Origin of the sequence: Chitinophaga ginsengisoli (assembly GCF_003014595.1) — a bacterium.
GTDB lineage: Bacteria > Bacteroidota > Bacteroidia > Chitinophagales > Chitinophagaceae > Chitinophaga > Chitinophaga ginsengisoli.
This window is the reverse complement of sequence record NZ_PYGK01000003.1, coordinates 293,874-317,701: the sequence shown is the minus strand read 5'-3', so window position 1 is coordinate 317,701 and position 23,828 is coordinate 293,874. Positions and strand designations below refer to the sequence as shown.

The following is a 23,828-nucleotide window of genomic DNA, read 5'->3' as shown; positions in this document are numbered from 1 at the left end:
GACTCGCCCCGGCCTTGAATGAATTATTTAGACAAATAGGTCAGACCACCATCAACAAGGAGTTCAGCACCGAGCATAAACGAAGAATCATCAGAAGCCAGGAAGACCGCTGTTTTACCAATGTCAGATGGTTGCCCGATTCTGCCTATCGGCATTACATCTGCCCAGTATTTTTTTACAGCGTCAAGTTGTTCAGCAGGAACAAACCTGTCAAATACTGGTGTATCTGTTGTGCCTGGTGATATTACATTTACCCTGATCCTTCTATTTAAAAGATCGTTTGAAAATCCTTTTGCAAAATGGATTACTGCCGCCTTGGTAGCACCATAAAGGGAGAATGATGCATATGCCCGATGCGCTGCATTTGACCCGATAAGAATAATAGAACCGCCATCATTCATATAGGGCAGTCCTTTATGAACAGTGAAGTAGACACTTTTCAGGTTTAGATCCATTGTCTTGTCATAGTCGGCTTCGCCAATATCTGCTACAGATCCAAATGCTGCTCCTGTAACTGCACCACCTGCGTTTGCTACAATCACGTCGATTTTACCAAATTTTTCAGATGTTTCTTTAAACACTCTTTCCAGGTCATCAAGGTTTGTTACATCGGCATTGATGGCGCCGAAATTATCGCCAAGTTGAGCCACAGAACTATTTAAAGTTTCCTGATTTCTGCCGACAATAACACCCCTTGCTCCTTCATTTTTAAATTCCTGGGCGATGCCAAATCCAATGCCACTATTACCACCTGTAATAACTGCTACTTTATTTTTTAATCTACTCATTATAATTTGTTTTAAGTCTGTTTGGCAAAGCTACTATCGATGGTGTAGTTTAGTAACTATTATAGTATATTGTGGTTACTATTGGGTAACTGCTAATTTTAAAAATATGAGAGACGACCGATTTTGCAATTCGAATTGCCCATTTACCAGAGCTATTGGCACGATTGGTAATAAATGGAAGCCGATAATTATAAATGTAATGGGCGCCCGTACCATTCGTTTTGGTCAGTTACATGCCATCGTACCACACATTTCAAGGAAGGTCCTGACCGAACAGTTAAAAGAGTTGGAAGAAGATGGACTATTGGAAAGATTGGCCTATAAGGAATTACCACCAAGAGTAGAATATAGATTATCTGAAAAAGGATTAGCTTTTTTGCCGATTTTAGAACACATAAAAGCATGGAACTTGAAATATGAGGTAGGTCCGCTAGCCAAGGCGACTGATTACAAGTATGGTAAATGATGCTAGATAGTATGGCAAGCCAGACAAACAATCAACGCATGATGGAGTTGAAAAATTGAAATGGAAAATTGTTGGCAAACCGCTTGCAAATAGCTTCGTGCATCAAATTGTAATGTATTTTGATAAAGATAGACTTATTGGGCTAGGCCTATATAATGACATACCCTAATCAAGGCCGTATTAGAGCATTTATATTCCCAACGCGGAGGCGATACGCTGTTGATGAAAGATGGGGACTTGCGTAAGATTGATCGGTTATCGAATGAAAAGAATATCTCTATGTCTTATTCGGGAGATTGCAGGTATGAAAACTAGAGATGCCAAAAGAAGCAATATTGGGCTCAACAATTCTTAAATAAGATATCTGAATATGGACATTTATATCGGCTTCTCCGGAAAAAAATCCCTTATCGAACACCCGAACAACTTAGCAATCTCATTCAAATGCTTAATGTTATACTTATCTCTCCGTTTTGGATTTTCGATATGACCAATAAACCCTTCTGAATATCCCAACGCTTCAGCTAGTGAAGCCTGCGTAAATCCTCTCTCAGTACGCATTTCCTTTACCTTTTCTATCACATACAGTTCGATTTGGGCCTTTTCGTTCATCCTTTTTCAGGCGAAGCAAAATTTTATTTCCAAAATAACTACAGTGACAGGTCTATGTATTTCCATTTTCCCTTATCTTCGTAATCTATTCTAAAACTAATAATATGGTCAACGTTTTGTTACTATCAGGTACGGATACAGGATAGTTTTTTAGATTTGCGACCTCAAGATATTGAAGCTCGCTTCTTACGTAATCCAGGCCGTGGAAAAGTCGAAAGTTCTAATTAGTGCTGGGATGATAAGGAGATAGCTCACGTTTTCGCGTGGGCCTTCTTGTCTGCACTAAAGCCCTTCGACTGGCTCCACGGCGGCAAGATGGGCTTGCGCTTTTTTATTGTTTCATTACAAAGGTTAACCTGCAGGGGACAAATAAAGAATATCAGTTGAAAATCGTTCATCGATTCTTCAAGTCGTTAACCTCCACAAACCATTTCTAATTCACTCAAAAACATTAAAACCGCCGGGTAAATCTCGGCCGGGAATCTCATTGCCATTAAAAATCGAAAGCCATGATAAACCAAAACAAATCACCATTAGAAGTACTAACACAGTACACCGATTGTTTCGAAGACGCCGACGAAACAAAATCAAAATTGGATCTCCTGTTAGACACTGCAATGTCTTGCACAGATGCCGACGACTGGTCAGCAGATGAACGTGCTAATCTTATTTTCTTCTGCCGCCAAACGCAGATTTTGTTAACTACTATCTTCCAACTCACCGAGCCATTAAAGAATTTCTCTAACTTCTTAAATCCATCACAACATGAGACGATCTGACATTTTCAAAACGCTTACCGCTTGTGTTATTATAAAAGATGAAACGGAACGCAGAGCTATTATTGAGAAGTTAAAAACCACAGGCATCAAGGAGTTCCTGTGTTATTCATCTTTCAAAGAAGCAGCAGCCAACTTTGCCAAGTATTACAGTGCTGCATGCCCTGACTTTATAGTAGCCAATTGCACTCCGGAGAGCGATACATTTTCTGGCAATCCGTTAGCTGATCTGCCATTGTTAGTGCCGGCAAAAGAAGCTGATGCGGGCAGCGAATTGAAACTAACAATCATGAATATGTTCAAACGGAAATTCAAAATCTGTTAAAATGTTTATTCCAACACAACGGAAGAAGAAGTCTCCATCAAAATGTCTCATGATTAGTAGAAGATTCCCTCGGCGTAGACGCAAGGGAGAGGCCTTTACTAGCATGATCAAACATGATATCAGGATAATGGCATTATCCATTAAGTCCGACTTGAAGCACCTCGAAGATGAGTATGCGAAAATGGTCAATGCTGTTGAGTTTTCCATATATGAAAAACTCATCGGCATAGCCTTTAAAGCAAGAGCGCTGGAACAATTTATTCTGGATAGTAAAATTCCATCAGATGAGATGGTTGCAATTACAGACAAATCCTCTCTTAGGATCAGTAAAGTATGCATAAATGCACTACGTGAAGTCGTTTCATTTGCCTGGGAATTGCCGATGAACTATACAGAAGCAGTTGCTAATATAGTAGCCGACGAAAATCATGTCCACTGGTCAAAAATCAGCAAGTATATGCCAATAGATAAGCCGCGTAATTTGCTGGACGACTTATATTATAAGCTGTCCAGCGCACCAATGTATTTCCGTGAAGAAGTTTGCCAGTCTTGCGGTTGGTCACTAAATACCTTTTTCGGCAGAAAAGCTAACCGCATTAGACTACGGAAAAGGAGAGTGCTGGATCAACCTTTCACAGAAGCCGAAGCAGAAAAAATTATCTCAATATTCAAAGAGGTAATCATTCCTGCTTTACTGAACACATGTGAAACCTGGGAACAGAGTTTAAAGATGCAGCGAAAAGACATTGTACTTAAATGAATAGAAATCGCAGCAGAACGAGACTGAATACAACTTCAGTCTCGTTCTTCATCTCTTTTAAAAAATCTATCCGCAATTATCACAAGCAAGACAGAATTTATCTCATTCCCCAATAGTAAGTGGTTTAATACACATTAATACTTTATTGTATGTATTGGAAAAATATATTCAGGTTTTGATTAATGATAATAACAAACTCACTAAATTGCATTTCATTATCATTCTAATAATGTTATAACCAAAAACAAAAAGCCAATGCGTACAAAACTCTGTTTAAATAGGTCATTGACCGATCTGGTCGACTTGCCTGATCTCTCAGGCTTGAACTCAACAAATGCTCTTCCTACTACCCACTTCTCCCTGCCTGCCCTGCTAACCCTACTACCTCTACTAGCCCTACGACTATCTCTACTACTACTACCAGTCCTACTATAATCCCCAGGACTCAATTACCCCATCGTTTCATAGCTTTTTAACAACTTCTTACTATAAATAATTTCAACGCATGTAAGTGTGTGCGCAAAAGTCTTTGCATATACTTATTTGCCTTGAATCTGTAATCCTTTTTTTCACAATTACTTTTTTCACAATTAAATTTTCACAAAATGCATTCATTGAATCAAATGGAATTCCTCATCAATGAGGAGATTCCTAAACAATTGAGCAAATCACCCGTCCTCACACCACGGTTTATCAGCCAGATAATGTCTGGTAGAGGCCCTAAGTTGGTGGAAATGGATCGGGAGTTTTTATCATCACTTAAAAATTCAACAAATGAAGAAGCCACCCGTATCGCTGTAAAGGCTTGTCAGTACAGCGTTATCCCGCTTCTTGACAAATTAATGCAATGGCTCCCGGAAAGTGAAGTGGAGCGGATACACAACCTTGATCCCGATGACGAAGGTTACTATTTGTTCAAACATCTTCACGAGCTCCTGTATTGTCTGCATTATAACATGGAGCGGAATTTCTACCGGTATATGGACCATGAGTACAAAATACCTGATTACAACAGGTACTTATTTAAAGGGATTATTATGGACGCCTTAGTGTCGATAAAAAGCTCGCCTCGTTTCCGCTCCTTGGACAGCCGACTGCAGCACATCGTGGTTGGGCCGCTGGAGAAGGTAGTGTCAGCATCAGGCGATGAATATCTCACATACCATAGCCGGGACTATATTGGAAGATTAGCTAGTCAGTTACTTGGATTCGTGAAGAAAGACGACGATGATGTATGGCAGCTCTACAACCGCCTGCAATACATTGATTTCAACAGCTCGGATTATATCCGGTATTTAACAGCCAGGTTTAGGGAAGAATGCACCGCCATTAAGGATCACAGGAAGCGGTACATATGGCTGCTTGAACGGCGGAAAAGGATCGCCCATCAGCTGATACAGGATGAAGCATCCTTTCAGGCAGGTCGAAGACCGGTGAAAGCATTGCTGGATGAATGGCTGAAATGGGAAATATACTACGCGAAAAGAATGATGGACCTCGAAATGACCGGCAAATAGGATGAATACCCCGATTTATTTAACGCTAAATAACCAGATCAAATGAACAACCAATATCTCCCCATCAATTATATCCGCCACCTGACCGCATTTTACACACTTCTCCACGAGCACGAGCGACTACGTGCCAATGATATTAGCCTGTATATGGCATTGTTTCAGTTATGGAACCAGCAACGTTTTCCCGTATCGTTATCAGTCAGTAGGAGTTTAATCATAGAATTTTGCAGGATAGGCTCACACCATACCTACCTGCAATGCCTGAAACGGTTACACGAATCCGGTTTCCTGGTTTATGAGCCATCAGAAAAGCTCTTTTCTCCCAGCGTGATAAAAATGCTTCCGTTGGAAGAATATGAACCTTCTAAGCCTGGCATAATTGACTCACGTACGTGTAACAATAAAGACCCCGCTAATGTCGGTAGTGGTGGCAATTCTGCCCTTGATACGGGGCCAATTTCGACTCACTTTAATAATAAACAAATAAACAATTATAAAAACGTGCGTCAAACATCAACAGCGCACGCGCAGAAAAAAAAGATAGATAAAATGGAGGCGCCGAAGGCGCCGGAATTGGAAGAAGTGCGCGCCTGGTTCAGTGCCGCCGCGCAACCGGGAAAAGAGGCAGACCAGTTTTATTTCCATTACAAAGCGTTAGGCTGGACATTAAGCGGCATGCCAATCTTCGACTGGAAGGCGGCCGCGCAAAAATGGATCGGCCACATTCCGTCACTCAAAAAAAATGTAAATGCAAATACCAGAACAACAACATTCAGAACGTCTCAGTCAGGCGAATACAAACGCTACGATGAGCCGATTTGATTACCACAACATACTGAAACAGGTAGAAGAGAAGGGGAGGGATATGTACGGTGCTAAATTTGCCATTGATGATATCGATCGGCCTGTCGTCTTGAAGTTAATAGCTTATTTTCTTCGCGATGGAGGGGTTGCGGCAAAGGAGCGTATTGACCTGCATAAAGGACTTCTCATAACAGGACCTATAGGCTGTGGAAAGACCGCAATAATGCGTATTCTCTCAAATTTCAGCCTGCCCGACCACCGTCCCTTTCTTAAATCTTCCATGGACATTAGCCTGGAATTTACAGATCTGGGCAATGATGTGATCCTGAAGTACAGCAGAAGGGCATTTAATCCTTACAGGCGGCTGCCTCATGTTCATTGCTTCGATGATCTTGGCCATGAGCCCATCGTTAACTTTTGGGGGAACAAGATCAATCTCATGGGCCAGATACTCTTCACCAGGTACAATCTGATGCACTCTCATGGGATGATCACTCACGCAATGACACAATTTAACGCCGTTGAATTGGAAGACATCTATGGAGACCTCTTACGTAGTCGCATGCGTGAGATGTTTAACCTGATTGCTTTTCATCCGACTTCGCGTGATAAAAGAAAGTAGTAATGTAGATTTTCATCGAGCAAAAACGGCCGGGTAATCCTGCCTGGCCACGATCTTATTAAGAAAGGCCCCTGCAAATTCTGCAGGGGCCTTTTCAGCACTACTACTGTCGGCAATGATTAATGATCAGGCGGTTCCCGATACGGCAACCAACGCTAACGCATTGTATATACCGTTATTCAGGCTATAAGAAGTACCGCCTACTTTCTGGAAGAATTCAATCCCCAGCGCCAGGAAGATCGGCTTTGTACTGTTCGCACTGATATTGACCGCCAGATTCAGCACCGCTGTCGGCGTCTTGTCTAATACCAGCTCTCCGCTATTGGCAACGCCATTCACGAATTTCTGCGCTTCAAAGTCTATCTCCGCTCCGGCACAGGAGATCACACAGTGAGTAGCGCCTGGCGGTGCGGCTATCATGTTGACCGGAATAAAGGGCTCCATCGACACTGTCAGCGTCCCCGTTGCCCGGTTAATGTTAGTCGTGTAAGGCGCAAAGAGCACACTTTGCAGCGGACTGTTGGCATTGAATTCAAAGCCACTTAACAGTTCTGCTTCGCCGTCTATTACATTACGCTGTCCACGGGCGCTTGTAGCATCCGCTTTGATGACTTTCAGAAAGGCAGCCGTCAATCTGGATGGCACATACGAATCGCCTGCTTTCTGCAGTAATGCGCGTATGGAGGCCCTCAGTAATTTGCCGGCCTTGCCAGCCCTGCCGAATTCCTCTCCATTTTCCCGGGTCCTTGCATACGCCGGATCTGTGGCGATACGGTCACCATCTACACCGCCTTTTTCGCGGGCGAAATAACCGTTCTTTCCTTTGTAAAAACTGATGTTTCCCATCGTACCCTGTAAGGGTATGATGCCTTTTTGTTTTGGCATTTTCAATAAAGATTTGGTGTGATTAAATTGTGCATTATCAGGCTATGCACATTGGCCTGTCTGCGCAGATTGTTAGCTAACTTTGTAATTACAGCACTAAACTACCATCGTCTATTCATTCAAAAAAACAACATTGCCGTTTATGCCGGATTTGCCGGATATGCCTAAAATGAACAAAGTAATACCCAACCGGATAGTCATCCATTCCCGTGATGTCCAGAACATCACAGGGTGCCGGGAACGCACGGCCCGACACATTCTTCAGCAAATACGCATTGCTAATAACAAAAGCCCTGAACAATTTGTCACTATAGCCGAGTTTTGTGCATACACAGGCTTAAAAGAGGCAGATGTTCGGGAATTTCTATTCTTATAAGTCAGATGGTTTGATTTTGCCCCTGGATAGCGAGATGCGTCGTGTATGCGTCGTGTATGCGCCGTGTATACGTCGTGTAGGAAGCGTGTTGATCTAAATCGGAATTATTGTGCGAAGTGGGGAATATTGAACAAGAAGAAAGTATGAAAGTGATGTTTGTTCATTACCTTTCAATTTTCAAATAAGTAGAAGCATAAACTAACATCAGGCTGTATATTTAGCTATAAATTCTTGCTTAGATACAATTTGCAGATAGTAGAGAGGTTTGCTTGGCTGTTCTCTTTTCTTGATTCAGTATAAAATGTCATCTCCGTAATCGAGAAAAACTGGTACAGCTGAATTGATCGACAAAGTATAATTATACTCAGTTAATCAAATATTACAATAATTCGAGTTATTCATTAGGGTGTCTCACATTTCTTCGAACTATTTAGCGCTACTTAAAGCGATAAGATTATTTGTCCGGCTAATTTCTCTCAGCACTGCTGAGAGTTTTGGGAAAGCCTGGTATGTTTCATAGAACTGCTAAATAAAAACTAAAAAATACAGATGAAATATATATCAATTATCATCCTTACTTTACTAATGCTATCGTGCTCTTTGTCTAAATCTTCTAATCGAGGAGCGCCTTCTTATACACAATTCGAGGATACAAACGCTGCTTACAAAATATATAAGATTGATTCTATTAAATCATGGTACGTGATTTATGCACGTAATGGTGGATATAGATATAAAATTATATCACAGAAATGTCCCCCTTTGCAAGGCGTCAAGATAAGAAAAAATAAGTCATATAACCTTAGACTTATTTCGACCCGACATTATCCTAATGCGCCGACTAACTATCTTGATATTCCGTGTTTTATGCTCGATGAGCAAACGCCTATGTGCCTGGAACCTCGTAAAGAAATCTACGATGTCCATTACACAAAAGATCTAAAAGGGTTATATTTTAGTCGATAGCATTATAATTTCTCTTTTAAAATGAGGTTTAGTCTTCATAGAGTTACTTTATTTTCTCTGATCGGAGAGCCCTGCACCGGGACTTTCTGTTCAGAGAACAGTAAGTATTCGGTTCCCGGTTTTCCGAATTGAATTTAATGACTTTAAATGAATGATTCGAATGTCTTTTTCATGATTGACGCTACTCCAAAAGAAAGCCGTCCTGTTAGATTGTTTTCACTCACCGAAAACTATCTCCCCAAAGTCCGAACGCCAGCACAGGCAAGAATAAATGACGTTAATCCCAAACCCAATAGCAATAATCCCCAATTCGTAAAAAATTGGATCGCTATTCACGATGAGAAGTTCCCAGATTATAATGCTATTGCAGCTGCGTGGGAGAGAGGAGAAAAACACACTATATGAATATATTATTAGGTATGTATGACGTGATAAAAAAACAAACCCCGAGACTAGTGCGAGGTTTGTAATTTCTCCGTGATCCCGGGTATCGGAAACTCGAACCAAGTTGTGTATGATTTAACTCATTTAGTTGAAACTTACTTCTAAATGAGTTATTATAACATTACAGAGACAGAGGTTCGACCTAATCTCATTTGGAACCTTAACCTACTTAACTGTTAGATAATCGGTTCAATTAAACGTATTCTGTTCTTGACAACAAGCAAGGTAAAATGACAGCCACCTTAACACTGCATTAACAATAATGTCAGTTTTAATTATTAAATAGCGAGAGTTTGCTTCCGTCGACAAGATTTGATAAATTTTTTGATAAAAAAAATGAAAGAAAGTGTGTTGTAAAAAAGCATGAAGGTGTCGGCAAATATAATGTTTACCATTTTGTACGAGAATTAAAACGATGAGAAGTTCTAATATTAAAATCACCCTGGGTTTTTATGAGAAGTTTATTTAGCGAATATTACAAACCCGAAAACGAAACATTACATGCTGCATGGGGATCCGCGTTGGTTTGTTTCGATACAAACGTGCTCCTAAATCTTTATAAATATACCGAAGATACGCGAGAGGCTTTTTTTGCTTCAATGCGGTATTTAAAAGATCTCAATCGTTTGTGGATTCCCTACCAAGTGGGGCTTGAATATCATAGAAGGAGACTCGATGTGTTGTATAAACAGGTGGAGATTTATAGAAACTTGGAAGTCTCTTTAAGTAGCAAACTGAATGAAATTAAGACCATGTTCAATCATTTCAAAAAACACCCATATCTGAAGGTTAACGACTGGATTCCAGAATACGAAGAATTGTTTGCTAAGACGCAGAAAGAAATTAGAGACCTTGAAACCATCCATCCAGACTATTCGGTGAATGATGTTATTTTAAGTCGTGTCACTGATCTTTTCGACGGTTTGGTAGGTTCTGACTATAATCCGAAACAACTAGAAGACTTGTATAAAGATGGTAAGGTCAGATATGAAAAGCAAATACCTCCGGGATACAAGGATGAAAAGAAGGAGGATAAAAAGAATGAAAACAATCAGAACAATGATAAAAAAAGCGCTGCTGACGAAAGAAGGAAATTCGGCGACTTAATTGTATGGAAACAATTAATTGACAAAGCCAGAGAACGAAAGATAGACGTAATCTTTGTAACTGATGATGCAAAAGAAGATTGGTGGAGACTGGATAAATCTGGATTAGCACGTCCTGAATTAATGAAGGAGTTCAAAGAACAAACTGAGCATGAAGTATATATTTATAAATCTGAACTGTTCCTGGAAAATGCAACAATAAACTTCGATATTGGAATTGCTCAAAATGCAGTTGATGAGGTAAAAGATGTAAAGGAACTTGATGAAGAGGTTAACGAGGTTGAAGAAAGTACGGCACAAACAGTAATAGCAAAACAGATATTAGATGGATATTTAGCGCCAACCTGGCAAGAATGGGCTAGAATTATTGAAGGACAAAAATTCGATGCAGGTCATGAAAGGGCTGACGAGATTTTTAGATCATCAATGATTTCGAGAAAGCTAGCTGAGGATTATTTGCGTTTACAGGAACTCGCGGCTCGGCACAGCCGTATCACACAATTTTATGATCGCGCTAGGAATATGATTCCAAAACATCTTCATGAAAAACCAGATAATAGCCGGGACTTAAATCCAAAGGAAGGTGAAAGCCCAAACTAAAGGAACCGACCCAAATGCGCAACTTGAAGCTGTAGGAATATATACACTACAACTAGTGTCGTAGCTTGGGCATGCTCAAAAGATGAATGACTCAGAATCCATCTGCGGTGATCAGTGTAACTGAAAGGATAATAGTAGATGTTGGAATTAAGGATTGGGCCTTGGAGCCCATGTGATCTTGGAGTCGTGAAACCAGTAAGTCTAAATTTCCATACATTATCGAAGTCTCCAAAAATAAAAAACTCATCTCGATAATTCTTTGAAAGTGTAATTCTTAAAGGAAAAGATTTTGAGGCGGCCCCGTTCGGAATTAGACCAACTAAAGAATAGGTTTTATTTTTTATTTTATCGGTGAATTGAAGTCCACTAAATGATTTAATTAAAATGACCAACCGCGAACCACGAAAATAAATCCTCTATTCGCTCTCGTTTCAGACCCTGCCAGGCACTTCCCACAAACAAAAAGCCCGACTTCTCTTCAAAGCCGGGCTTTTGTGACCCCAAGGATGGGAAACTCGAACCAGATTATTGATGATTTCTTCGGCGAAAAAAAAGCAGCTAGACGACGTACCGCCAGCTGCTTAATATATTGCCGGACTGTCAGAGCAATCGGAACTATTACAATTTAATTACTTTCATCAGCCCCATTTTGACAATGCTTGTTAGCTGCTGTTTATCCTAGTTGCGGCAGATAAACCTTTAATGCATCAGTTATTTCCTGTTGTCTCGAACCTTTCAAAAGTCTAATAAGAAGCTTTCCATATTGTCCCTTACCAAGTCCAAATAGCCCCGAAATTCTATCAGGGAGGCTTTTCCGATTATATATTAATAATAGCTGCTGCAAATTCTTGTTTGCAATTGCCCTATCAAAAATAATTTTGCAATCGTTGTAAACCTGCGATACATCTATTCTGCTTAGTGTTTCTGTTAATCCATCCGCTAGCCCTTTCTCATCATTACTCTTCTTTGAATATGCACCTAGTTTGTATTCAATTAATTTTTCCGCTTTAGATGACACTTGGACGTCGTATTCTGCTTTAAGAGAATTTATCAGGAAGTCGATTACCTGTTCAACAATCTCGTCAGGATTAAGTTCTAAATGTTCAGCTATAATTCTAAGGATTGGTTCAATACAAAAAAGACTTTCAATTTCCGCAACTGACAAAGTATGAATTCCGTTAGCGAGAAGGGCTGCTTTTTCTTCTTCTTCCTTATAGTCACTATCAGTGATACCAAATGCATTTAAGTGATGTAAATTTTGATTATTTCTCAACGCTTTTGTTGCTTCAACTACTTTCTCTCCATTACCTCTTGGGATAATGTGAAAATTTGGATAAACTAATTCGTACACACTTGTATCTAAACTTCCTTTATCCCCTTCGCAAAAAATCACATTCTTTCTATTTCCAATAATTTCAAGTAACAAATTTTCCGGTAATTGCTCTTCTTCAGGAACTTCGTCCCATTCCCAAGAATCATTGCCATTATAACTTTTAATCCATAACTTCAATGCATCAGTCCTTGAAGCTGCAAATTCTAAGTCATGAGTGATGTAGATAAGAAGTTTATTAGAGCACAGTTCTTCAATTTTGTTCCAAAGTTTAGGAACAATCGACCTATGAATGTGGACTTCAGGTTCATCGATGATAATGATAGAGTTGTCTGGAGCACATAGGCACTGACCTATAAGGTATAAAATAACCCTTTCGCCATCACTCATTTCTTTTCCATGATAGTCGTTCTTAGCCCCTTGTTTTTTAATCAAAACTTTACCATCCAAAAATGAAATTATGCGATGTGGCATTAGTTCTGTCCAGATTTTGATAATGATGTCTATTGGAGCATCGGGAACTGGTATATAAGTTTGCGTCTCTCTAGTTTGCTTTGTGTGCACACTATCTCTCTCGGAGGTCTTTGCAAATAGGAGTGTAAGTAATTTGTCAAAATCGTTAAGGAGAAAAGTCGTTGGATTGCCGCCCCATCTTCTATTAGTCTTTGTCCAAGAAATCCCAGTTTCACTAGTGTCACCATACAACAATTCTTTTTCAGCCTGCTCCAGGGGTTTAATAGTAGCGTAGTCTGGAATGTTCAGTGCTTTCTGTGCACTTATCCGATGAACTGTTATTTGTTCTTGCAGTTTTTGCTCTATCCAAACACCAAATCTTGTTTTGCCTGCTCCATTAGCTCCAACTATCACCATATTGTTGTCTGTCTGTTTTGTCTCCACTCCTTGTTGTCCAGCTTTATTTGGTAGAATTATTTTAAAACGCATAAATTTTTTAGTTTGAATGACAGCTAATTTTCAAATATATTCAAGTTCTACTAGAATACGAATCCATCCAAAACTACTTACCTAAGTAGCGGTAATTATGGTGTTGGCATAGGTGATGAAATAGAAAAACAAGGGGCTATTGGCTGGTTGGCTTTGGAAGTATCGCAACAATAAATGTACTTAAAAATTGTACTCATGATATAGACGGAATTTTTAACGCTTCAATTTTTACCCCCCGAGATTATAGACTGCCTGTATGAAAGGAGAGAAAATATGGAATACTAAGCTATGGGGCTGGATCGTCATCTCGAAAGAATCACCTCTAATGCGACTCGAACCTTCTAAATATATGAATTACTAAAAACTATTTTAGTGTTGGCATGCCATCATAGGCTTTTCCTCCTAATAACCTTCCTGCTGCCTTTTTGTTTTTGCCACCCCATTGCTTAAAAAAAAAGGCAATATTATTTAGTTCACATTGTGATTTTATATTAAACACCCAATCAGAACTCATTGGCCTTGATTTTGCACCACTTTCACCTCCTACAATTACCCAATCAATTTTATTCAAATTCAAATGATTTAAAGGGCCAATTAATGGCTCACAGGATAAAAATTTAATCTTTGCGTCTGTGTTTCTCAAGTAATCAATTCTGCCTATCACTCGTTCGTCTTCTACAGAAACTCCCATCCAAATATTATCAGTCCAGTTAAGTTGCGAATTAAGCTCTAGCAATCTTTCCGGCCGTTTTGTAAGTACTTGAAAAGTATGTATTGGATTTTCATTCATTACTTTAAAAACCGATAAAATAAAATGTGTTGGTATATCTTCATGAAATAGATCACTCATTGAATTAACGAACACTATTTTTGGGCCTTTCCAAGAATAAGGAATATCTAAACTTTTAGGATGTGTTCGTAATTTAAAACCATCCTTATACTTTTCTTGTCCCATTGCCTTTAGCCTTTTAGACATGATTTCGGCATAACAATACTTACAGCCAGCACTAACTTTATTACATCCTGTGGTTGGGTTCCACGTCATTTCCGTCCATTCAATACTAGAATTAGCCATGTATCATTATTTAAATGTAATAATTTTGTCATCTCCTAATGTCAATTGGCCCTTAATTTTCCTTCTATTTTCGGCAGGTACATTAACGTTTATTGCTCCTTTAGCCTCTAATTTCATTAAGGCATTTTTGTAGTTGGATAAAATATACGGAGTATTTACATTATGTTGATGATATATGTCAATTACTTTGAGGCTTTTCCCCGAAAACGTTTTCACAAGTGCCTCCGCAAGTAAATCAATTTTGTCATCTTCTTCACCACCAAAAAGATCGCCTGAGATAGCTGAAGCCTTCTTTTGTTTATATTCAAATGTGGGAACACCATTAATAGTATCAGATAAAGATGCCATAATCTCTTTCATTACTTCATATCCCTTCTGATGTTTGGTTACAAGAACAATAAAATGGCTTGTTTTACCGCTATCCTCTTTATAAAATTTAAATTCAACTTTAAATCTACCTTTGACCGAATTCAAAGCCTGAGCCAATTGTCCCATAATTAACGCTTGTCGCTGTTTTGGAGTTTTACCAACAACATCTTGCCTAAGCTTATCGGCTATTTCTTCACCAAATATAAGGTTAACATTGTTCTTAAATATAGGATTACTTATCGCAGCATTAATTCTGTTGTAGTTGAAGAAGAAAATACAATCACAGCCCCAGTCTTTTATAGCATTGCCAAGAAGTTCCAAAGACAGTCCATTATAACCAAATGGATCAATAAATATTAATGATGGAATCAGTTCTATTTCTTTTAGCCTACTAGCAATACCCTCATCTACCGTTTCTAATTCAATATGCGGCTTGTATTTAAGGTTAGAAATATTTGGAATTGTACTTACGTTCTTTTTTAGTTCATTGATACAATCCTTATTAGCATCTTGAAATACAGTGACCAAATTATTGCATAATTTGGGATTATCTATAGCAGCCTTTAAGATTAGTAATGGAGTAGAATCGTTTCCATCTATATATTTACCTGGGCCAGAAAAAAAATCTAAATACCCAATTTTTCCAGATGTGGTACTTCCAATTATATTGGCCCATGATTTAAAATACTTAAATACAATCTCAGATTTAATTTTGGAAGAAATAGATTGATCAGTAAAAAACTCTTCAACTGGTGAAGTTGCCATTGATAATTGATTTGGTTGTTAACTAATGCGATTGCTTCCTTTTACTTCAGAATAACGCTTAGGGGGATTATACGAAGATAATTATTAAATGATTATTACTTGGAGGTATGACAGTTACAAATAAACAAAAACGCTTCAAGTCCTTAAACTTGAAGCGCTTATTTCCCCTGTGACCCCTCAGGGACTCGAACCCTGGACCTACTGATTAAGAGTCAGTAGCTCTAACCAGCTGAGCTAAGGAGTCTTTTCCGCTATTGCGGGTTGCAAATTTAACACCTTGTTTTCTATTTCACAAAACTTCTTTAACTTAAATAAAAAAAATCGGGTTCTTACACCCGGAAAAGGAGAAAAGGAATGGAAACAGCATATATAGTAGCCGGCTTTAGAACCGCCGTAGGCAAGGCCAAGCGGGGCGGCTTCCGCTTTTACCGGCCTGATGACCTGGCCGTGGATGTAATTACCGGATTATTAAAAAGTGTCCCCCAGCTGGACCCAAAGCGGGTAGATGACCTGATCGTAGGCAATGCGGTACCTGAAGCAGAACAGGGTTTACAGATCGGCAGAATGATATCTGTACGGGCTTTGGGCATAGAAGTCCCTGGCATGACGGTAAACCGTTACTGTGCCTCCGGACTGGAAACCATTGCTATCGCGACAGCCAAGATCCAGTCAGGCATGGCGCACTGTATCATAGCAGGAGGGACGGAGAGCATGAGTCTCGTACCCGTAGCCGGCTGGAAGACGGTGCCTAACTACACCGTTGCCAGTACCACACCGGAATATTACCTCGGCATGGGTTTGACCGCAGAAGCGGTAGCGCGTGAGTTCAATGTCACAAGGGAAGACCAGGACGCATTTGCGTACAGATCCCACCAGAACGCCCTTAAAGCTATCGAAAACGGCTATTTCAAAGAAGGCATCCTTCCCATAGCCGTCAACGAAGTATACGTAGATGAAAAAGGCCGTAAACAGGCCCGTACATACACCGTAGATACCGACGAAGGTCCAAGGGCAGACACCTCTCCGGAGGCCCTGGCGAAACTGAAACCGGTATTCGCTGCCGGCGGTAGTGTCACCGCAGGTAACTCCTCCCAGACATCCGACGGCGCTGCCTTTGTGATCGTGATGAGCGAAACCATGGTGAAAGAACTGAACCTGCAGCCTATCGGGCGACTGGTAGCCTGTGCGTCAGCAGGGGTGCACCCGCGTATCATGGGTATTGGCCCGGTAGCAGCGGTGCCCAAAGCATTGCAACAGGCAGGGAAGTCACTGAACGATATTGACCTGGTAGAGCTGAATGAGGCTTTCGCCTCCCAGTCAGTAGCGGTGATCCGTGAACTGGGTATGGATCCTGACCTGGTGAATATCAACGGAGGAGCAATAGCATTAGGGCATCCTTTGGGTTGTACCGGCGCTAAGCTCACAGTACAGATACTCAGTGATCTGAAACGCCTGAATAAGAAATACGGCATCGTCACAGCCTGCGTGGGCGGCGGACAAGGAATTGCCGGCGTGATCGAAAGAATCTAGTAAAAGATATATTATTGAGTAGGGGTTGACTAATCTAATGGTAGTCAACCCCTTTTCTTTTGAGTATTGCAGAACAAATAAAATAATCTCCTTGAATTAAAGTTTTTATTAATTTGGACCCGTAAATGGACCTGTGTAAAAGCCTACGTTAATCATTTTTCCCTATATATCAATACAACCATATCATAACTATCTATGGATCGCAGACAATTCCTTACGCTTCCTGCCAATCGCCAGCAAACAGCAGTCCAGGCGAAGACTACTGGCTCTCGTACTGATTCTGGCATTACAGCATATACAGGAGAATTTGGTACCGCCCAGGTTGTACACCTGTTAAAACGTACCATGTTCGGCTCCACGCCTGAAGATGTAGCGTGGGCGAAAGGTCTGGGTATGGACGCAGTAGTAGACGCATTGATCGATACCGTTACACCTGTTACCACACAACCATTGAACACATATGGAGAAGACGAAACCGGTATCGCTCCTGGCTCTACCTGGGTGAACTCAGCTCCCGCTCCTGAAGAAGGAGACCTTGACAGAAAAAGATGGTCTTCCTATAAAGCATGGTGGCTGAAAGTGATGATAGACCAGTCACGCAGCATCCAGGAAAAAATGGTGCTCTTCTGGCATAACCATTTCGCAACGGAAATGGATATGATAAACGATGCCCGCTATGTATATAAGCATAACCTCATGTTGAGAGCCAATGCTACCGGCAACTTCAAGACATTGACCAAAGCAGTGACCCTCGACCCGGCTATGCTCAAATACCTGAACGGCTATCTGAACGGAAAGGAAAGCCCGGATGAGAACTACGGCCGTGAACTGCATGAACTGTTCACCGTAGGTAAAGGTCCTGATTCCGCTTATACAGAGGAAGACGTAAGAACGACTGCTACCGTGCTGACTGGTTACAGGATCAATCCGCTGACAATCGACTATTACTTTGATTCTACCCAGCACGTCATCACCAATAAAGAATTCTCAAGCTTCTATGGCAATAGTAAGATCACCGGTAAAACAGGTGCCGAAGGCGCCAGTGAACTGGATGATCTGCTGAATATCATTTTCGCGCAGCAGGAAGTATCAAAGTTCATCTGCCGTAAACTATACCGCTTCTTCGTGTATTATCTGATAGATGATGCCGTAGAACAGAACGTGATTCTACCGCTGGCGGAGATCTTCCGTGCTAATAAATATGAACTGAAACCCGTACTCAAGGCCCTGTTCAAGAGTGAGCACTTCTTCGATCCGCTGAATATGTCAGCGCTGATCAAAAGCCCGATGGAATTTGCTGTAGGCCTGGTTCGTGAATTCGGTGTAGAATTCCCGACAGACTATATGGCGGCGCATGAATCCCTGGATGCTATCCGCCGTCATTGCGCCAGCATGCTGCAGGACATCGGAGATCCTCCACAGGTGGCCGGCTGGGAAGCTTATCGCCTCGCTCCTCAGTTCCATGAGATCTGGATCAATACCGACACCCTGCCTAAGCGTAACCTGATGACTGACTCCATTATCAGCACCGGTGGTTTCGGCGGAGTGAAGATCGATGTACTGGCGTTCACAGAAAAACTCTCAGATCCTTCCAATCCTGTTACCTTGATCCAGGATGCACTGGACCTCTTATACCGTATCGAATTATCTGATGCATCAAAGGCAAGAATAAAGAATATCATCCTGCTTAGTGGCCAGAGCCCTAACAGCGACTACTACTGGACAGATGCCTGGAATACCTGGAAATCCAATCCTACAGCCGCTAACCGCAATATCGTGGAAAGCCGCCTCCATACACTGTACAAGTACCTGATGAATTTATCTGAATATCAATTAGCCTGATCTTAGAAAGACCTATAAACTATGAAACGCAGAGATTTTCTTAAATATACCGCCCCGGCAACGGTTCTGCCAACCTTTATAAACGGATTTTCTGTAAAGGCTTTCGGCGCTTCCTCACTGCTGAATGCGTTGCAGAAATCTGCAGAAGATAATGACCACGTGTTAGTGATGATCCAGATGATCGGTGGTAATGATGGTCTGAATATGATAGTGCCGCTGGACGTATACGCGGATTATCAGAACGCCCGTAAAAATATCGCGATCCCCGAAGGAGCGGTATTGCCACTGGCCAACAATATTAAAACAGGTTTTCACCCTGCCATGACAGGTCTCCAGGACCTATACGATAACGGTAAAGTATGTGTGATCCAGAGCGTAGGTTATCCTTCTCCGGATTATTCCCACTTCCGTGCAATGGATATCTGGATGAGCGGTTCCGACCAGAATCAGATCCTCGAAACCGGCTGGGCAGGTCGTTACCTGGAAACACAATTCCCAGGCTTCCCCGATGCTTATGAAGGTGCTGAACCACTGGCTATCCAGATCGGTTCCCTCACTTCTCCGGTATTCCAGGGGAATGATGCAAATATGGCGGTGGCTATCTCCAGCTCTACCGACTTCTATAACCTGATCGAAGATATCAATGATCCTGTTCCTAATACCCACGCTGGTGTCGAACTGGAATATGTACGTCTGATCGCCAAACAGTCCAACAAATTTGCTGACGCCATCAAAAAGGCCGCTGCGAATGTCACTTCACAGAGCCCTTACCCTGACAACAGGTTGGCTGAACAGCTGAAAATAGTAGCACGCCTCGTAGCGGGTGGTCTGAAGACCCGCCTCTACATGGTAACGCACGCCTTCTTCGATACACACGCTAACCAGACACAAGCCGGTGATACCACCAAAGGTGATCACGCCGTGCTCCTGGGACAGCTATCCGATTCCATCAAGGCATTCATGGACGACCTGACTAAACTCAAGGCTTCCCGCCGTGTAGTAGGTATGACCTTCTCTGAGTTCGGCCGCCGTATCAAATCCAATGGTAGTATGGGTACCGACCACGGTGCTGCTGCGCCGATGATCGTATTCGGTGACTATGTACTGCAAGGCGTACTGGGATCTTCTCCTGATATCCCTACAGAAACCAATGTGGCCGATAACATGCCTATGCAGTACGACTTCCGTTCTGTATACGCCTCCCTGCTGGAACAGTGGTTCTGTGTGGATAACGCAACATTGCAAACCATCCTCTTCAAAGATTACCAGCGCTTACCTATCGTGAGTGGTATCGCCTGTGGTACCCTGACGAGCATTGACGATGTGAATAACGGTAGCAATAACCTGATCACCAACTACCCGAATCCGTTCGTGTCAACCACCACCCTGAAGTATAAAACCAGGGGCGGACACACACTGGTGCAGATCTTTGATACGATGGGACGACTGGTAGCAACTCCGGTAAACAAGCTCCAGGCTGCCGGAGAATACAGCATCACTTTCGAAAGTGGTAACCTCGCTGCCGGTATCTTCTATGCACGTATCCAGAACGGCGTATACCAGCATGTAAGATCTATGCTGAAAGTAAAATATTAGTAATCAGCATAGTAATCTGCATAACAAACGGCATAATAATCAGCACAAAATATCCCGAAGGAGGTTGTATCATATCAAAAGATACAACCTCCTCTCATTTATAAAGTAGCCGATAACCATCAGGAGCGACAGCGTTAGTAGCACGCGGTTTCAGATGGGAATGTCGGGCCTTCGGCTCTCCGGTGCCACGACCGATGCCGCCTAATAGATATCCCACCCCCGATTCGCTTGACAACGCCCAATAGCCTTCCGGAGAGGCGCCGACCGACATCCCATACTGAAACCGGAGCTACTAAGCGTCTATGATAAATTACTTTTGAGGTTGCATCCCACCCGCCAGCCATCAATTATTTCACTCACTCATGTATTATGAGCAACATTGTTGCATTTATTCCCTACCTTTGTTACCGTTCAAACTCATGATCTGAAGCAAAAGGTGTTATACAGGATATTGGCTATCATGCTGCTGGGGGTATTTATCTTTAATACCACCCCCCGGGCATTTATACACCAGTTTTTCCCCCACCATGACACGGAAGATGAAGCGCCGGTAGCGAAGCATGGCCCCGCTATGTCCGTTAAACACGTGCACTGTGATTTCCTGCAGATAGAACCAGAGCCTTACGTACACACCACTACATTTTATTATGTACTGGTGAAAGAGATCACCTGGCATTACGCCATCCCGGTTATCCCGGTTATTGAATACCTCCCTTATAGAACACTTTCCCCTCGTGCGCCTCCGGCAATAGCATTTGTTTAGTTTTTTACTGTGAAAGGGCATCCCGCCCATATTGTTACTATTATAGCAACTACTGCGTTGCTGTATAGATAATTGTTATAAACAAATCTTTCTATGCACTATTTACGTGTCTTCATTATAGTTTTAGTTACCAGCTTGCTTATAGATACCCTTGGTTTTGCATCAATAAAGAATGACGATGCCGGTAGTTCGCTGAAAGGAACAGTGACTGATAAGTCTTCCCATAGCCCCTTACCCGGAGCAACGATTTATTTGCCAGACCTGCACGTTGGTGCTTCCGCTAACGCCCAGGGTGAATATGAAATCAAAAACCTGCCTAAAGGTAAATTCCTGGTGGAGGTGCACTATATAGGTTATGCCGCATTCACAGAGTCTGTTCAGATCAACGGTGTTACCCAAAAGGATTTCACGCTGTCAGAAACGCTGCTGGAGAAAAATGAGGTGGTGATCACTGGCGTGAACATGGCCACTACACTGAAAAAAACACCTACACCGGTAAGTATCGTAAGAAGGGATTACCTGGATGCCAATATCTCTACGAATATTATTGACGCGATTGCCAAACTGCCCGGGGTAAGTCAACTGACTACCGGACCCGCGATCTCCAAACCCTTTATCCGTGGTCTGGGATATAACCGCGTGGTAGTGGTAGGCGATGGTATACGCCAGGAAGGACAGCAGTGGGGAGACGAACACGGTATTGAGATCGATGATTATAATGTAAGCAAAGTGGAAGTACTGAAAGGCCCTGCTTCTCTGGTATATGGTTCGGATGCATTGGCTGGTGTGGTGAATATCGTACCTCCGGGTAATGTTCCCGCCGGACAGATAAAAGGTAATGTAGCGGCCAACTACCTCACCAACAACGGACAGATATCCTACCATGCCGACATCACAGGCACTACTAAAGGAGGCCTGAGCTGGAGCGCTTTTGGTACACAGAAGTTTGCCCACGATTATAAGAACAAATACGACGGTTATGTATTCAACTCCAAGTTCAAAAACACCAATTATGGTGGTAGCCTGGGGCTGAACAAACAATGGGGTTCTTCTATTCTCCGCTTTACTTCCTTCAACCAGGAATTAGGACTGGTGGAAGGCGACCGTAATGAGAACGGACAATTCCTCAAACCTGTTAACAATAACGGTATAGCAGATGAAGCAGTAGCTACCAATGATGATTTTAAATCCTATAGCATCGGCACACCCCGTCAGAAGATCACACACAACAAACTGGTATGGGATAACAATGTTTATCTGAATAATGGCGGCCGACTGGCGTTGACCCTGGGATATCAGTGGAACCGTCGTAAAGAGCTGGGGAATGTATTAGCGCCGGATCAACCAGATCTGTTACTAAAGTTGAATACCTTCAATTACGGCCTGAAATACTATCTGCCGGAAATGAATGGCTGGCAGACGACCATCGGAGTAAATGGCATGCAGCAAAAGAATAATATCGGTGGAGAAGAATACCTGATCCCGTCTTATGATCTGTTCGACGCCGGTGTATTCGCCGTAACCAGCAAAACCTTCGATAAGCTGACACTAAGCGGAGGCCTGCGTTTCGATAACCGTCATATGAACATTAAAGGACTGCAGTTAGGTAGCGAAACAAAGTTCGCATCCTTCGATCGTGACTTCTCCAATGTATCCGGTAGCGCAGGATTAAGCTACGCCGTAAGCCAGCAGGTAACCCTGAAACTGAATGCGGCCAGAGGTTTCCGTGCGCCAAACATTTCAGAACTGGCAGCTAACGGCGTCCATGAAGGCACTATCAAATACGAATACGGCAACGAAAACTTAAAGCCTGAAGTAAGCACACAAGGCGACCTGGGACTGGAATTTAACTCACAACACGTTTCCCTGACAGCCGGTGTGTTCTACAATCATATCAGCAACTTCATCTTTGCCCGTAAGCTGGTGAATGCAGCCGGTGCAGACTCTATCCCGGCTACGGATAATGATGCAGGCTATTCCGCTTTCAAATACCAGCAGAACACGGCAAACCTTTACGGAGGAGAATTAATGTTGGACATTCATCCACATCCGATCGACTGGCTGCATTTCGAGAACACATTCTCTTACGTACGCTCTTCGATCTCCAATGGGTCCGATTCTACAAAATATCTGCCCAACATCCCGGCAGCACGCTGGCTCTCTGAACTGAAAGGGAAATTTAAGAAAGTAGGAGGCGTTATGCAGAATGCATACGTCGGTGTACAGCTGGATAGAACATTTGCACAGAATGATGTCTTCTATGCATACCAGACAGAAACCGCTACTCCCGGTTATACCTTGTTAAACGCAGGTATCGGTACTGATTTCGTGAATAAAAAGAATGGTAAGACATTATTCTCCCTGCACCTGGCAGCGAACAACCTGACAGATGTAGCTTACCAGAATCACCTCAGCCGTTTGAAATATGCTGCTGAGAATGAAGTAACAGGTAGGGTAGGTGTATTTAATATGGGCAGGACTTTCAGCATGAAAGTATCCATTCCGATTGATTTTAAGTAGTGAGTGATTACTCATCAGGCAACAGGAAATAATGTGAACAAGCAACATT

The 23,828-nt window shown here is 42.0% G+C and carries 19 protein-coding genes and 1 tRNA gene; 13 read left to right on the top strand and 7 right to left on the bottom strand.

Annotation, left to right across the window (positions count from 1 at the left end):
* Positions 1-23: 23 nt before the first annotated feature.
* Positions 24-788: an SDR family NAD(P)-dependent oxidoreductase gene (locus tag CLV42_RS09170; protein ID WP_106601609.1), complete on the bottom strand. Its 765-nt coding sequence runs from the start codon at positions 786-788 to the stop codon at positions 24-26.
* A gap of 106 nt (positions 789-894) precedes the next feature.
* On the opposite strand from CLV42_RS09170, the gene CLV42_RS09165 reads away from it, so the two are divergent.
* The gene (locus CLV42_RS09165; RefSeq protein WP_106601608.1) at positions 895-1,254 is read left to right on the top strand and encodes a winged helix-turn-helix transcriptional regulator; all 360 of its coding nucleotides are present in this window, start codon (positions 895-897) and stop codon (positions 1,252-1,254) included.
* Positions 1,255-1,632: 378 nt separating this feature from the next.
* On the opposite strand, the gene CLV42_RS09160 is transcribed toward CLV42_RS09165, so the two are convergent.
* A complete protein-coding gene (locus tag CLV42_RS09160) occupies positions 1,633-1,866 on the bottom strand; it encodes a helix-turn-helix transcriptional regulator (protein ID WP_106601607.1) in 234 nt (77 codons plus the stop codon).
* Positions 1,867-2,631: 765 nt separating this feature from the next.
* Between CLV42_RS09160 and CLV42_RS09150 the strand changes: the two genes are divergently transcribed.
* The 5 genes from CLV42_RS09150 (at position 2,632) to CLV42_RS09130 (ending at position 6,670) form a co-directional block, all read left to right on the top strand.
* Positions 2,632-2,967, top strand: coding sequence for a hypothetical protein (locus CLV42_RS09150; RefSeq protein ID WP_106601605.1), 336 nt, complete (start codon positions 2,632-2,634; stop codon positions 2,965-2,967).
* 127 nt (positions 2,968-3,094) lie between these two features.
* Complete coding sequence (locus tag CLV42_RS09145) at positions 3,095-3,727, top strand: hypothetical protein (RefSeq protein ID WP_146154350.1); 633 nt, start codon at positions 3,095-3,097, stop codon at positions 3,725-3,727.
* A gap of 605 nt (positions 3,728-4,332) precedes the next feature.
* Positions 4,333-5,244, top strand: a complete 912-nt coding sequence (locus CLV42_RS09140) for a hypothetical protein (protein ID WP_106601603.1) — start codon at positions 4,333-4,335, stop codon at positions 5,242-5,244.
* A gap of 42 nt (positions 5,245-5,286) precedes the next feature.
* Complete coding sequence (locus CLV42_RS09135; protein WP_106601602.1) at positions 5,287-6,066, top strand: hypothetical protein; 780 nt, start codon at positions 5,287-5,289, stop codon at positions 6,064-6,066.
* Positions 6,053-6,670, top strand: a complete 618-nt coding sequence (locus tag CLV42_RS09130; protein WP_106601601.1) for an ATP-binding protein — start codon at positions 6,053-6,055, stop codon at positions 6,668-6,670. The genes CLV42_RS09135 and CLV42_RS09130 overlap by 14 nt, the downstream gene beginning before the upstream one ends.
* A 126-nt stretch (positions 6,671-6,796) precedes the next feature.
* Here the strand turns inward: CLV42_RS09130 and CLV42_RS09125 are convergent, their stop codons facing one another.
* Positions 6,797-7,555 (bottom strand): hypothetical protein, encoded by a 759-nt coding sequence (locus CLV42_RS09125; RefSeq protein WP_106601600.1) that lies wholly within the window; start codon positions 7,553-7,555, stop codon positions 6,797-6,799.
* Positions 7,556-9,044: 1,489 nt separating this feature from the next.
* On the opposite strand from CLV42_RS09125, the gene CLV42_RS09110 reads away from it, so the two are divergent.
* Both CLV42_RS09110 and CLV42_RS09105 read left to right on the top strand, forming a co-directional pair.
* Entirely contained in the window at positions 9,045-9,302 is a 258-nt protein-coding gene (locus tag CLV42_RS09110) for a hypothetical protein (RefSeq protein ID WP_146154348.1), read from the top strand.
* A 491-nt stretch (positions 9,303-9,793) separates the two neighbouring features.
* The gene (locus CLV42_RS09105) at positions 9,794-11,047 is read left to right on the top strand and encodes a PIN-like domain-containing protein (RefSeq protein WP_106601596.1); all 1,254 of its coding nucleotides are present in this window, start codon (positions 9,794-9,796) and stop codon (positions 11,045-11,047) included.
* A gap of 673 nt (positions 11,048-11,720) precedes the next feature.
* On the opposite strand, the gene CLV42_RS09100 is transcribed toward CLV42_RS09105, so the two are convergent.
* The 4 genes from CLV42_RS09100 to CLV42_RS09085 all read right to left on the bottom strand — a co-directional run bounded on the left by CLV42_RS09100 (position 11,721) and on the right by CLV42_RS09085 (position 15,772).
* A complete protein-coding gene (locus CLV42_RS09100; protein WP_106601595.1) occupies positions 11,721-13,319 on the bottom strand; it encodes a DUF4435 domain-containing protein in 1,599 nt (532 codons plus the stop codon).
* A gap of 364 nt (positions 13,320-13,683) precedes the next feature.
* Complete coding sequence (locus CLV42_RS09095; RefSeq protein ID WP_106601594.1) at positions 13,684-14,394, bottom strand: DUF5131 family protein; 711 nt, start codon at positions 14,392-14,394, stop codon at positions 13,684-13,686.
* A 6-nt stretch (positions 14,395-14,400) separates the two neighbouring features.
* Positions 14,401-15,528 carry a three-Cys-motif partner protein TcmP gene (gene tcmP / locus CLV42_RS09090; RefSeq protein WP_106601593.1) on the bottom strand — a complete coding sequence of 376 codons (1,128 nt, stop codon included), beginning with the start codon at positions 15,526-15,528 and terminating at the stop codon, positions 14,401-14,403.
* A 170-nt stretch (positions 15,529-15,698) separates the two neighbouring features.
* Positions 15,699-15,772, bottom strand: a tRNA-Lys gene (locus tag CLV42_RS09085).
* Positions 15,773-15,882: 110 nt separating this feature from the next.
* On the opposite strand from CLV42_RS09085, the gene CLV42_RS09080 reads away from it, so the two are divergent.
* From CLV42_RS09080 to CLV42_RS09060, 5 genes are all read left to right on the top strand, one after another.
* Positions 15,883-17,058, top strand: coding sequence for a thiolase family protein (locus tag CLV42_RS09080; protein ID WP_106601592.1), 1,176 nt, complete (start codon positions 15,883-15,885; stop codon positions 17,056-17,058).
* Positions 17,059-17,253: 195 nt separating this feature from the next.
* The gene (locus tag CLV42_RS09075; protein WP_106601591.1) at positions 17,254-18,900 is read left to right on the top strand and encodes a DUF1800 domain-containing protein; all 1,647 of its coding nucleotides are present in this window, start codon (positions 17,254-17,256) and stop codon (positions 18,898-18,900) included.
* Between the two features lie 21 nt (positions 18,901-18,921).
* Positions 18,922-20,496 carry a DUF1501 domain-containing protein gene (locus tag CLV42_RS09070; protein ID WP_106601590.1) on the top strand — a complete coding sequence of 525 codons (1,575 nt, stop codon included), beginning with the start codon at positions 18,922-18,924 and terminating at the stop codon, positions 20,494-20,496.
* 379 nt (positions 20,497-20,875) lie between these two features.
* Positions 20,876-21,259 (top strand): hypothetical protein, encoded by a 384-nt coding sequence (locus CLV42_RS09065; RefSeq protein WP_146154347.1) that lies wholly within the window; start codon positions 20,876-20,878, stop codon positions 21,257-21,259.
* Positions 21,260-21,352: 93 nt separating this feature from the next.
* Positions 21,353-23,779, top strand: coding sequence for a TonB-dependent receptor (locus CLV42_RS09060; protein WP_106601588.1), 2,427 nt, complete (start codon positions 21,353-21,355; stop codon positions 23,777-23,779).
* Positions 23,780-23,828: the final 49 nt, after the last annotated feature.